Source organism: Jiella sp. M17.18 (assembly GCF_041027365.1).
Classification (GTDB): Bacteria; Pseudomonadota; Alphaproteobacteria; order Rhizobiales; family Rhizobiaceae; genus VKMB-3413.
This window is the reverse complement of the sequence record NZ_JBFTEH010000007.1, coordinates 19,081-31,737: the sequence shown is the minus strand read 5'-3', so window position 1 is coordinate 31,737 and position 12,657 is coordinate 19,081. Positions and strand designations below refer to the sequence as shown.

Genomic DNA, 12,657 nt, shown 5'->3' with positions numbered 1-12,657 from the left:
GCCGGATAACCGCCGAGGCGAATCGGGAAGACGCTACAACAGGTCCTCGATCCGGATCGGCAGCTGGCGCACGCGCCGGCCGGTGGCGTGGAAGACGGCGTTGGCGATGGCGGCGTTGACGCCCACGATGCCGATCTCGCCGATACCCTTGACGCCGAGCGGGTTCACCTCGGAATCCTCTTCGGGCACCATGATCACGTCGACCTGCCGGACGTCGGCATTCACCGCGACGTGGTATTCCGCGATGTTGGCGTTCACGTAGCGGGCGTGGACCGGGTCCACTTCCGTCTTCTCCAGGAGCGCCGAGCCGAGGCCCCAGATCATCCCGCCCATGTACTGGCTGTGCGCCGTCAGCGGGTTGACGATCCGGCCGCAGGCGAAGGCGCCGACCATGCGCGGCACGCGGATCTCGCAGGTCCGGCGGTGGACGTGGACCTCGACGAACTGCGCGCCGAAGGCATAGGCGGTGACGTCCTCACGGCTGTGGCCGCGCACCATCGGCATAGCGCCGTTGTAGAGCATGTTCACGCCGTCGGACGGCGCCCCCTTGGGGATGTTCTCGGCATAGCCTTCGAGCGCCCCGACGGACAGCCGCTTCAGGACCTCGGTCAGTGCCTCCGTCGCTCCGTTCTCGGCGGTGAGGCTGCCGTCCGAAAGAACCACCTGCGCCGGCGCCTGGCCGGCGAGCGGCCCCTCGTTGCTGGTGGTCGCCGCCCGGACGATCCGCTCGCGCAGCTCGCGGCAGGCCTTGGCGACGGCATGGGTGATCGTCGCGGTATGGCTGGAGCCGGCGGCGAGCGAGGCGGGGGGCAGGGTGGTGTCGCCCATCTCGACGGTGACGGCCTCCGGCGACACGCCGAGTTCGTCCGCCGCCGTGATCGCGACGACCGTGTAGGCGCCGGTGCCGATGTCGTGGCCGGCGATCTGCACCCGGACCGAGCCGTCCGGGCGGATGGTCGCCCGGGCGGAGGAGGCCGCGATGTTGGTGGGGTAGGAGGCGCTTGCGACGCCCCAGCCGACCAGCCACTCGCCGTCCCGCATCGACCCCGGCGTCGGGTCGCGGTCCTTCCAGCCGAAGCGCTCGGCGCCCTGGTCGAGGCACTGCATCAGGCTGCGGCTGGAGAACGGGCGCCCGCTCACCGGGTCGGTCGCCGTGTCGTTGATCCGACGCAGCTCGATCGGGTCGATGCCGAGTTCCAGCGCCAGCTCGTCCATCGCGCATTCCAGCGGGAACATGTACGGCGTTTCCGGCGGTGCCCGCATGAAGCCGGGCGTGTTCCGGTCGGCGTGGACGAGGTTCACCTTGGTCAGGATGTTCGGGCAGGCATACATGCGCGCCGTCGTATCCGTGCCGGAGACGTTGTAGTCCATCGGCCGGCTGGTGAGTTCCCAGCCCTCGTGGCGGAGCGCGGTGAGCTTGCCCTCCCGGGTCGCGCCGAGCTGGACGTGGTGGCGGGTCTCGGCGCGATAGGTCGCGATGGTGAAGCCCTGGTCGCGGGTGGCGACGAGCTTCACCGGCCGGCTCACCCGGCGCGCGGCGACCGCAATCCATGCGGTGCGCGGCGTCGCGCCGCCCTTCGAGCCGAAGGCGCCGCCGATGAATTTCGAGACGACGCGGATGTCGCCGGGATCCATGCCGAGCTGCTGGGCGACGTTGGCGCGGAGGCCGTAGACGAACTGGCTCGGCTCGAAGATCGTGAGCTTGCCGTTTTCCCAGACGCAGGTCGTGGTGAACAGTTCGATTGCGTTGTGGTGCTGCGTCGGCGTGCCGTAGAACTGGTCGAGCTTTACCTCGGCCGCAGCGAATGCGCCCTCCGCATCGTCGACCGCGTAATCCTGATGCTCGCCGGGGTCGCGGACCTCCTCCTCGGCCCCCTCGCTGCCAAAGCTCGCCGCCGGCTTCTCCTGATCGTAATGCACGTGCACGCGGGAGGCCGCCTCGCGGGCGATCTCGTAGCTGGTGGCGACGACGACGCCGATGATCTGGCCGTCGTGCCAGATTCGGTCGCTCTGGAGCGTCGTCGTGGGCTCGCCCGCCGCCATCTGCTTCGGCGGCTTGGCTTCAGACCCGACATTCTCGTGCGTCAGAATGTCGAGAACCCCCTCCATCGAGAGCGCGTCCTCGAGGTCGAAGCGCTTGATCCGTCCGCGCGCGATCGCGCTGGTGAGGAGAAACGCCCAGGCCGGCGCCGGAACCGCCTCGTCGGACGGGTAGAGCGCGCGGCCCGTCACCTTCGCACGGCCGTCGATTCGCACCTGCGGCTTGCCGAAGACGGAGCCGGTGCGGCGCTGTTCCATGGTCTCAGACATCGTCGATCTCCATGCGTCCGGCGTCGAGTAGAGCGCGTACCAGGGTGCGGCGGCCGAGCTCCGGCTTGAAGTCCGTCTGCGAATGCGTCACGGCACCGGCGAACGCCGCCTCGGCGGCGTCCGCAGCGCTCGCCTCGTCGAGAACCCGGCCGGCCAATGCGTCTTCGGCCTCGCGGGAGCGCCAGGGCTTGGCGACCATGCCGCCGATGCCAATGCGGGCGGTGCGGACCGTGCCGTCCGGGCCGAGATCCAGCGCGACCGCGGCCGAGGCGAGGGCGAAGTCGTAGGAGGTACGGTCGCGGATCTTCAGGTAGAGCGAGCGCCTGGTCCACGGGCCGGACGGTACGGTGAAACCGGTGATGAGGTCTCCCGGCACAAGATTTGTCTCGATGTGCGGCGTGTCGTCCGGCAGCCGGTGGAGGTCCTCGAACGGCATCGTCCGAGTGTCGCCATCCGGGTTCACGATCATGACCTCGGCCCCGAGCGCCACGAGGGCATTGGCGAAGTCGCCGGGATAGTTGGCGATGCAGTGCCGGCTGACGCCGAGGACCGCGAGGCGGCGGTTGACGCCTTCGATTGCGGCGCAGCCGGAGCCGGGATTGCGCTTGTTGCAGCCCGCCCACTTCCGGTCGCGGAAATAGTTGCATCGCGTCCTCTGCAGGACGTTGCCGGCAAGGCTCGCCATGTTCCTGAGCTGCGGGCTGGCCGCCTGCCAGAGCGCGTCGGAGATCACGGGGTAGTCGCGGCGGATGACGGGGTGGTCGGCAGCCTCGGACATGCGGGCGAGCGCCCCGAGCCGCAAGCCATCCGCGGCTGCCTCGATCGCGCCGAACTCGCGCTCGAGGCCGTTGATGTTGACCAGCGTGCGCGGCTGCATGACGTCGAGCTTCATCAGGTCGAAGAGCTGCGTTCCGCCGGCGAGGTACTGCGTCGGGGCGGTGATGTGGGCTTCGGCGCCGCCGGTATCGCGGCCGAACCTCAGCGCCGCCGAGCGGTCGTTTGCGGTTTCGAGGGCGAAGGGACGCATCAGGCCGGCTCCTTCCGCTCGGCGCGGATCGCGGGCGCCGCCTGCTCCACCGCCTTCACGATGTTCGGATAGGCGGCACAGCGGCAGAGATTGCCGCTCATATACTCGCGGATCTCGTCGGCGTTGGTCGTATGGCCCTCGGTGACGCAGGCAATCGCGCTCATGATCTGGCCGGGCGTGCAGTAGCCGCACTGGTAGGCGTCCTGTTCGAGAAAGGCCTGCTGCATCGGATGCAGAGGCTCGCCCTCGCCGGAGAGGCCCTCGACCGTGGTGACCTCGCCGTCGACCGTTGCGGCGAGGGTGAAGCAGGAGAGCACCCGTCGGCCGTCGATCAGCACCGTGCAGGCGCCGCACTGGCCCTGGTCGCAGCCCTTCTTCGAGCCGGTCAGGCCGAGGTGCTCGCGCAGCGCGTCGAGAAGCGTCACGCGGATGTCGAGGCCGAGGCGGTGCTCCTGGCCGTTCACTTTCAGAGTCAGGTCCATCGCGGCGCGTCCCTTCGCTGTCCGGTCGTCAGTTCATGTGCAGGATGGGCTTCACCACGTCGCCGCTGTCGCTGTCGGCGATGGCGGTGTTGACGTCGGCGAAGGCGTAGGGGCGCACGAGCTTCTCGAGCGGGAAGCGTCCGGCGGCCTGCAGTTCCATGAGGGCGAGGTGGTAGGCCGGGGTCTGGCCGCCGCCGCCCATGATGCCGATCAGCCGCTTGCCGTGCTGGAGCATGTCGGGATGGGTGAGCTTCACTTCCGCCGTCGGTGCGGCGCCGCCGACCATCGCGCAGATGCCCAGCATGTCGAGGGAGGCGCATGCCTCGGCGACGAGGTTGGAGCCGTTGGTGGATTCGATGGCGTAGTCGACGCCGCCATGCGTCGCGTCCTTCACCTGCTCGGCCAGCCGGTCGCTGCCGGAGATCGTGTGGGTGGCGCCGAGTTCGCGGGCGAGCGACAGTCGCCGCTCGTCCTTGTCGATCGCGATGATCGTCGTCGCGCCGGTCAGCCGCGCCGCCATGACTGCGGAGAGGCCGACGGCCCCGGCGCCGAAGATGGCGATCGAGGAGCCGGGATGCGGCTTGAGCTCGTTCAGCACCGTGCCGGAGCCGGTGCTGATCGAGCAGCCGAGCGGGCCCATCAGATCGTGGTCGACATGGTCCGGCACCTTGGCGAGCTGGCGCTCCAGCGCGACGGTATGGGTCGACCAGGAAGACTGCTGGAAGAAGCGGCCGGCGAGCGCTCCGCCGTCCCGGCGCTTGATCGGGCTCGATCCGTCGGCGCGGTAGCCGCTGAACAGGAGCGTGCCGAGGCTCTCGCAATAGCGCGGCTGGCCGCCGCGGCAGTTGCGGCAGACGCCGCAATAGGGAAAGCCCATGATCACCCGGTCGCCGGGCTTGACCAGTGTGACGCTCCGGCCGACGTCCTCGACGATGCCGGCGCCCTCGTGTCCGAGGACACCCGGCGCTGGGTAGGGTTCGATGCCGTGGATGCAGCCGCGGTCGGTGCCGCAGACGCCGCAGCTCGTCACCCGCACCAGCACTTCGTCGTCGCGCGGGCCTTCGAGCTCCAGGGTCTCGATGCTGATCTTGTAGCTGCTGAGCGTGCCTTCCGGGCGCTCCAGCACGGCAGCCTGTATGTCCATGAACCCATCCACAGTCGTTTCACTCGCCGAGCGGCGATCCGTGTCGGCAAGTCGTGCGGATCGGCGGAAGTTCCTTTTCCGGTCTGCGCGATTCATCCGCCGCCTATGGTCTCGCGAAGTATTCCCTTCGCCTGAAACGGCTTCGCCTTACGGCTTGCCGGTGCAGCCGCAGTCGCCGGCCTGGGCGAGCCATGCGGGTACGAGCGGGGTTGGTGCTCCGGTCGATGCAGCAAGCGGCTCGAAGATTCCAATCCGGAAAGGCGGTCCACCGCCTGCGCATGAAAGTGCGGTTATGAAATACACAGTTCATGAGTTCAGTGAAACAATCCGAAAGGTCCTTAAACGCATCCATTTTCAGCAGGTTAACTTCGATAGTATTTGCGTTAACAGAAAATAAAACACGATAAACTGGATAATACATGCGTTAATACATCACATGCATGATGGGTTTCGTCGGGTACAAGTTGAACCCTGCAACCTGAGGAGGCGCACGTGCTGATCTCCCTCGTGGGAGTCCTGCTGATCGCGGCCGTGCTGCTCGACGCGTTCCTGACCGTGCTGGACGCGAACGGTCGCAGCCTGTTCTCCGCCTGGGCCTATCGCTGGTTCTGGTGGTTCTGGCGGCATCTTGCGCGGCTCGTGCCGCCGGATCGCACGCATCGGATGCTGAGCTTCGGCGCTCCGCTGATGATCCCGATGATGATCGGTCTGTGGACCGGCGGCCTCGTCGTCGGCTTCGCCCTGCTCTACTTCGGCGGGCTGGAGCCGCAGGACGCGCTCGCCGGCAGCCAGTCGGAGGCGGATTTCGCCAACGCCTTCCGGCTGTCCTTCGTCACCCTCTCGACCATCGGCTTCGTCGAGATCAGCCCGTCCAACATGGCCTATTCGGTCACCGTCGCGCTCGAGGCCATCCTCGGCAGCATCCTGATCACGCTGTCCGTCACATACTATCTCAGCGTCCACGACGCTGTCGCTGCCTACGGCCGGCTGGTAACGGGGATGCAGCATCGCATGCCGGACGCGGACCGGCCGCTGTCGGCCGCCGCAGCCTTCCTGAAGCATGGCAGCGCCAGCGACCTCTCCGCCTGGCTCGGCACGCTGCACGACGGCACCGCGGACCTGCACGAGGGCCTGCGGCGCTATCCCATCGTCTACTACTTCCGCCCGCTCGCGCGCCGGCGCGGCCTGCCGCAGACGCTGGCCGCCCTGCGCGAAACGGCGGCCGGCCTCCTGTGGCACTTGCCCCGCCGGCACCCGCTCGCCAGCAGCCCGGCGCTCGCGGCGCTCCAGGCCGCGCTGCAGGACCTCACCGGCGATCTTGCCGACCGCCACGTGCCTGTCCGTCGCCGCACCATCGCCCGTCCGGTCGATCCCGGCGCCTTCGCAGCCGCGTTCCACGGGCGGCTCTATGCCCCGGACGCGTGGGTTGAGCGTTTCCTGAGGGAGCGCGCTGCGGCGCGGGAGCTGCTCGATGCCGTGATACCGGAAGACGCGACGAGCGCCTACGAGGACTATCGCGGCTGGCTCGGCTTCGTGGTGCCGCTTCACGACTTCGAGCGGGCGATGCGCGCCGATCTCAGCTATGCCGAGCGGTTCCGGCCGGGCCGCTCCTCCTCGATCCTCTCGGTGATCGCGCGCGGGCCGAAGGACCGGCCGCAGCCGCTCGAACGCGTGCGCGAGATACAGCCGTGACGCGCCGCCTGCATCTGAAGACCCTCGCGGCACGGCTCGAGATCGCGCTCGCCAACGCGGTGTGGCTCGTCCCGGTCCTCGCTGCCGTGTCCGGGCTGATCATCGCGAAGGGCCTGACGGAGGCGAAGATCAGCTTGCCGAAGGCGTTCGGCATTCTGCTCAGCACCGGCGGCGCGGTGGGCGCGCGCGACCTCGTGCGCACCGTCGCGACGACGTCGCTCACCGTGGCGACGCTGGTCTTCTCCATCGCCATGGTCGTCCTGCAGCTGGCGAGCTCGCAATACTCGCCGCGCCTGCCGGGCCAGTTCCTGCGCAACCGCGGCACGCAGGTCATCATCGGCACCTTCATCTTCACCTTTGTCTACAGCCTGGCGATCGTCCGGGCGATCCGGGCGAGCCAGGAGTTCGTGCCGAGCTTCGCGGTCACCGTCGCGTTCCTCCTAATCCTGTGCTGCGTCGTGGCGCTGATCATCTTCATCCATCACGTGGTCCAGTCGATCCGGGTGGAGAGCATCCTCGCCTACATCGAGGGCAAGACCGGCAAGGCGATCGAGCGGACCTTCGAGAAACTGGAAGAGAACGACCGGGACAACGAGGAGAAGGGGCACGCGGACGCGGCGATTCCGGAACACGCCGCGCCGATCTTGATCGAGGAGTCGGGCATCGTCCGGCGCATCGACGGCAATGACCTCGTCCGCTTCGCGCGCCGCCGCGGCCTCGTGCTGCGCCTCGTCAAGAAGCTCGGCCAGCACGTCGCGGCCGGAACCGCGATCGGCTGGGCCTGGTCCGAGGACCCGGATTCACGCGCGCCGCCAGCCGAAGACGTGCGCGACGAGCTCTCCGTCGCCGTCCAGCTCAGCGGCGACCGCACGCTGAAGGACGATGTCGAGTTCGGCTTCGTGCAGCTCGTCGACATCGCGCTGCGGGCGCTTTCTCCGGCGATCAACGATCCGACCACTGCCTGCAATGCGATCCGGTCGCTGGAAATCCTGCTCGTCAAGCTGACCGGCTTCCGGCTCGGCGACCGCTTCTTCTTCGACGAGGACGAGCGACTTCGGGTGATCGTGCCGCAGCCGACCTTCGCCGATCTCCTCGACCGCGTGATCACGCCGATCCGGCAGGCGGCTCCGGACGATACCTCCGTCGCCCTGTGCCTGTGCGAACTCCTGACCGACCTTGCCCGCGCCGCCCGCAACGAGGGGCAGTGCGAGACGCTTCGCGAGCAGCTTCAGCGCGTGCGCCAGGCCTACGGGGAGGGGGCCCAGCAGGACGTCGACGCCGAGCGCCTCGAAGCGTCGCTCGTCGAGGTGGAGCTGGCGCTTTCGGGCCGGAAGCCGAGGTCGCCATGACGCTGCGAAGCTGGATCGCCATCCGGGCGCTGATCTTCTTCCTCGTCGGGCAGGTCACGACGCATGTGCTGCTGACGGTCATCGCCATCGCCGCCGGGTTCCTGATCCTGCTCGCCTCCGCCTGGGCCTATACGGAGGTGCTCTGGTACGAGGCGATCGGCTATCTCGACGTCCTCCTGACGCTGGTCGAGGTCCAGTTCTGGATGGCCGTCTGCCCGTTCGCGGCGATGAGCCTTGCCGTCGTCGTCAACATGAACCTCGCGCGCAAGCTCGCGCCCCTGGACCGGGTGATCTCGGCCGACGAGACCCGGATCGACCGCTGGCGCCGGGCCGTCGCCCCGTTCGCGCGTCCGCTCATCACGACGATCGGGCTCCTCTGCGGCCTGATCGTCGCGCTTCAGACCTACGTCCACTGGGACACGTTCCTGCTGTGGTGGTACGGCGGCGACTGGGGGCGCAACGATCCGCAGTTCGGCCGCGACCTTAGCTACTTCATGTTCCGGCTGGCCTTCTACACGCTGGTGCAGCGCTGGGTGTTCGTCGGCCTGCTCGTCACGCTCGTCCTGACGGTGGCGACGAGCTACCTCTTCGGGGGTATCCGGCCGCAGGCGCCGGACGCCAAGATCCCCTTCCACGTCAACCTCCACATCTCGGCGCTGATGCTGGCGCTCATGGTCATCCTCGGCTGGGGGATGATCCTCGAACTCCATCTGCTCAGCTATTCCGAGCGTGGCGTCATCACCGGGCTCGGCTTCACCGACGCCAATGCCAGCCTCGTCGCCTACAAGTTCGTGGCGACGGCGGTGGTCACCGGCTTCATCCTGTTCCAGGTCAACATCCGCCGGCCCGGCTGGATCATCCCGACCCTGGCGCTGGTCTGGCTGTTCCTGATCGGCCTGTCGGTCGCGCGCTTCTACCCGAACATCTACCAGTTCCTGGTGGTCGAGCCGCAGGAGCTTGAGCGCGAATATCCCTATATCGCCGATCACCTCGCCTTCACCCGCTACGGCTTCGGCCTCGACACGGTCGAGCGCCGCCGGACGCCGGGCACGAGCCGCCTCTCGCCCGAAGATCTCGCGGCCTATCGGCCCGCGCTGGAGCAGGTCCGGCTGTGGGACCCGGACACGATGCTCATCAACTTCCGCGAGCTGCAGGCGCTGCGGACCTATTTCGACTTCGAGGACGTCGACGTCGACCGCTACCCCGTCGGCGGCAAGGAGACGCTCGCTCTCGTCGGGGCGCGCGAGGTGAACGACGAGCATCTGCCGGAATTCGCCCATCGCTGGGAAAACCGGCGCATGATCTACAGCCACGGCCACGGCCTCGCCGCAGCGTCCGGCACGCTGTCGACGCCGTCCGGCATGCCGGTCTTCCTGACCCGCGACCTGCCGACGACGGGAACGCCGTCGATCGAGGCGGCGAACCCGCAGATCTATTACGGCGAGACCTCGCCGCCCTATTCCGTCGTCCGCACCGACACGATCGAGCTGGACCGTCCCATCGACGCGCCCAGCCGGCCACCGCCCAATGCGTCATCCTCGGGCTCGTCCGCCTCCACCAGCCTTCCCCCGGCGGGCAGCAAGGAGCGCGACTGTCCCCGGACCGGAGAGCCCGGCGCAGGCGAAGGGGCGGCTGGTGCGACCGGAACCGGCGCGGCCGCCGCCTCCGGCTGCCGGCCGCCGGAGATCGGCTTCGCGGTCAGCAACTACGGCGGCACCGGCGGGGTGCAGATCGACGACATCCTCAGGCGACTGGCCTTCGCGGTGCGCTTCTGGGACGCGCGGCTCGCTCTCACCTGGCTGCTCGACCGCCACACCAAGGCGCTGTTCCACCGCCGCATCCGCGACCGGATCCACCGCGTCGCGCCGTTCCTGAAGCTCGACCGCAACCCCTATCCGGTCGCGGTGGACGGGCGGATCAAGTGGATCGTCGACGCCTACACGGTCTCCGACATGATGCCCTATTCGCGCCGGGTGAACCTGTCGGACCTGACGCAGGTCACCCAGCCGAAGCAGGACGCGGCCGCCCTGATCGTCGACGCGTTCACCAGCAGCGAGGCGGGCCTCGCCGGCACGGCCAACTACATCCGCGGCAGCGTCAAGGCGGTCGTCGACGCCTATGACGGGTCGGTCACGCTCTACGTCGTCGATCCCACCGACAGGGTCCTGCAGGCCTGGGAGCGCGTCTTTCCGCACATCTTCGTGCCGCAGGCCGAGGCGAGCCCGGCGCTGCGCGCGCATTTCCGCTACCCGCAGGACCTCTTCCGCATCCAGGCGGCGATGTGGTCGGACTACCATATGGAGACGCCGGAGGCCTACTACACCAAGGAGGCCGCCTGGCGCATTCCGCCCGATGCGGCGTTCATCTCGCACCGGCGCGAGCGCAAGGAGCCGGGCGACGAGCAGCGGCGGAAGGATCTGCGGCCCTACTGGCTGATGGCCCGCTTCCCCGGCGAAGGCTCCAACCAGTTCGCCATCGTGCAGCCGTTCAGCCCGGCGAGGCGCAATCTCCTCAGCGGCTATCTCGTCGGCCTCAGCGACGGCGCGAATTACGGCCGGCTCGTCTCCTACGCCTTTCCGCCGACGACCACGATCCTCGGTCCGGCGCAGGCGCAGGCGCGCATCGACCAGGACGCCCGCATCTCGGCGTGGATGACGCTACGCATGCAGTCCGGATCGCGCGTCTCGCGCGGCCGGCTGATCGCCCTGCCGGTCGCCGATGCGCTCCTCTATGTCGAGCCGCTCTTCGTCCAGGCAGACAAGTCGTCCGTCTCGCACCTCCTCGGCGCGCAGCTGTCCAGCATCCCCGAACTGAAGAAGGTGATCGTCCTCTTCGGCGACGAGGTGGTCATGCGCGACACGCTGAAGCAGGCGCTGGCGGCGGTCTTCGACGGAGCGGCGGAGGAGCATCCGGACCGCAGCACCGTCGCGATCGACGGAGCGGCACCGGCCCGCCTCTCCATCACCGTCGGGCATCAGGCGGTGGCGCCGGGCGAACTCCCGGACGCCGAAACGACCACTCCCGCGGACGCGCGCTAGCGGCCGCCGCGCCGGCCGATCCGAGAAAGGTGACGAGCATGCTGACCCTCATCCTCATCGTCGCACTGCTGATCCTGATCGTGACGGTCCTCGTCGCCGCGATGCGGCGCTACGACGCCAACAACTATTTCGACCAGGACCGCCAGCCCTTCTATGCGGAGCCGGACGCCCTCGTCGCCGCCGGACTGCTCTATTCGCAGACCGACCGGGAGCAGCGGGAGCAGCACACCTATACCGTCACGCCGGCCGGCGAGGCGGGGCTGCGAGCCTGGCTGCGCGAGCCGTCGAACGATCCCGGCTTCCTCGAGCACCACTTCGCCGGCCTCGTCGTCCCCTTCGACCGGGGCCGGATCGTCGCCCGGTGCAGCGCCCTGCATCGCGGGCGGCTCGCCGAATACGAGCGGCTGGAACTGCTTCTCGTGAACCGGCCGGAGTGGCGATACGCGCTCGCCGCCGCGCGCGTCGGCATCCGCTTCGAGCGGCGCTGCCTGGACTTCTGGAAGACCGTCGAGAGCGAGGGCGAGGCCGAGGAACCGAAGCGCCGCGCCCGTGCCCATGGAGACGACGAGCGCGACGGTGATGCCGCCCCGTCCCAGGCCGACCGGGCGGAGGCCGCCGCAGCCTCCGGCGAGGCGCCGCGCCCGGCGGACGAGGCGGAGGAAGCCGGCCGGGACGAGGATGGCAAGCCGTCACGCACCGCCGGTCTTCGCAGCGACTGGCGCGGCGGCGCGGCATCGGACGACCGGGAAGGCTGAGGCGGGCGCGATGGTGGCGAGGCGACAGAGGCCGCGAGACGGAGGACCGGCATGAGGCTCGATGTCTTCCGAGGGAAGCGTCCCCGCGACAAGCACAGCCGCTTCAAGATCAAGCGGCGGTTGTTCATCGCGCTCCTGTTCCTGTCGCTGCTGGCCGGCTGGATCGCGATCGGCCTGCTGCTGCCCTGGTTCGACACGACCTTCTCCACCCCGTCGCTCAGCCTTTTCGAGACGCGTTCGCCCCCGCGCTTCGCCGCCCTGCCGGCGCCTTTCCCGTCCCTTCGCGCGCTTTGAGAGGAGATCTTCGCCTTGCTCGTCATCATTCTGATCGTCGCCTTCATCCTCCTCCTGATCATCTACCTCGTCGCGGCCTTCAGGCGGCACGACCCCGACAGTGCCGTCGACCAGGAGCGCGACCCCTTCTTCGGCGAGATGGCGCGGCTCGCCGCCGCCGGACTCCTCTACGAGCAGGAGGAGCGGTCGTTCGGGCGGCCGCGCAAGTCCTACACGGTGACCCCAGCCGGCGAGGCGGCACTGCGCACCTGGCTGCGCGAGCCGATGAACGATCCCGGCATGGTCCGGCTGTACTTCGCCGGCATCGTCGGGCCGGCCGACGTCGTCTCCCTCACGCGCCAACAGCGCCAGCGGCACGAACAGCGCGTCGAGCATTATCGGCGCATCGAGGCGCTCCTGTCCGGCGGCGACGCCGACTGGGACTCTGCGCGCAGAACCGTGGAGCTTGGGCGGCGCTTCGAAGAGGCCTGCCTCAGCTTCTGGGCAAACGAGATCGATCTGCCGATGAACGCGGTCCCGGACCCTGACCGTCACCGCGCGGCTTGAGATGCCGCGCCCGCCGCTCG

General features: G+C 68.7%; 10 protein-coding genes. 6 read left to right on the top strand and 4 right to left on the bottom strand.

All coding sequences use genetic code 11. The annotated features are described in order from the left end of the window. Positions 1-33: 33 nt before the first annotated feature. The 4 genes from AB5S17_RS14000 to AB5S17_RS13985 are packed head-to-tail and all read right to left on the bottom strand — an operon-like array spanning position 34 to position 4,963. Positions 34-2,310 carry a xanthine dehydrogenase family protein molybdopterin-binding subunit gene (locus tag AB5S17_RS14000; RefSeq protein ID WP_369240376.1) on the bottom strand — a complete coding sequence of 759 codons (2,277 nt, stop codon included), beginning with the start codon at positions 2,308-2,310 and terminating at the stop codon, positions 34-36. Continuing rightward, a complete protein-coding gene (locus AB5S17_RS13995) occupies positions 2,303-3,337 on the bottom strand; it encodes a xanthine dehydrogenase family protein subunit M (RefSeq protein ID WP_369240374.1) in 1,035 nt (344 codons plus the stop codon). The genes AB5S17_RS14000 and AB5S17_RS13995 overlap by 8 nt, the downstream gene beginning before the upstream one ends. Further along, complete coding sequence (locus AB5S17_RS13990; protein ID WP_369240372.1) at positions 3,337-3,819, bottom strand: (2Fe-2S)-binding protein; 483 nt, start codon at positions 3,817-3,819, stop codon at positions 3,337-3,339. Before AB5S17_RS13990 ends, AB5S17_RS13995 begins: the two co-directional genes overlap by 1 nt. Positions 3,820-3,847: 28 nt before the next feature. Then, positions 3,848-4,963, bottom strand: a complete 1,116-nt coding sequence (locus AB5S17_RS13985; protein ID WP_369240370.1) for an NAD(P)-dependent alcohol dehydrogenase — start codon at positions 4,961-4,963, stop codon at positions 3,848-3,850. 492 nt (positions 4,964-5,455) lie between these two features. Between AB5S17_RS13985 and AB5S17_RS13980 the strand changes: the two genes are divergently transcribed. The 6 genes from AB5S17_RS13980 to AB5S17_RS13955 are packed head-to-tail and all read left to right on the top strand — an operon-like array spanning position 5,456 to position 12,637. Beyond that, positions 5,456-6,655: an ion channel gene (locus AB5S17_RS13980; RefSeq protein WP_369240368.1), complete on the top strand. Its 1,200-nt coding sequence runs from the start codon at positions 5,456-5,458 to the stop codon at positions 6,653-6,655. Then, positions 6,652-8,004, top strand: a complete 1,353-nt coding sequence (locus AB5S17_RS13975; protein WP_369240366.1) for a DUF2254 domain-containing protein — start codon at positions 6,652-6,654, stop codon at positions 8,002-8,004. The genes AB5S17_RS13980 and AB5S17_RS13975 overlap by 4 nt, the downstream gene beginning before the upstream one ends. Continuing rightward, positions 8,001-11,042: a UPF0182 family protein gene (locus AB5S17_RS13970; RefSeq protein ID WP_369240364.1), complete on the top strand. Its 3,042-nt coding sequence runs from the start codon at positions 8,001-8,003 to the stop codon at positions 11,040-11,042. Before AB5S17_RS13975 ends, AB5S17_RS13970 begins: the two co-directional genes overlap by 4 nt. Positions 11,043-11,080: 38 nt before the next feature. Then, positions 11,081-11,797, top strand: coding sequence for a hypothetical protein (locus AB5S17_RS13965; protein WP_369240362.1), 717 nt, complete (start codon positions 11,081-11,083; stop codon positions 11,795-11,797). Between the two features lie 51 nt (positions 11,798-11,848). Then, positions 11,849-12,091, top strand: coding sequence for a hypothetical protein (locus AB5S17_RS13960; RefSeq protein WP_369240360.1), 243 nt, complete (start codon positions 11,849-11,851; stop codon positions 12,089-12,091). Positions 12,092-12,106: 15 nt separating this feature from the next. After that, entirely contained in the window at positions 12,107-12,637 is a 531-nt protein-coding gene (locus tag AB5S17_RS13955; protein WP_369240358.1) for a PadR family transcriptional regulator, read from the top strand. The last annotated feature ends 20 nt before the right edge of the window (positions 12,638-12,657 follow it).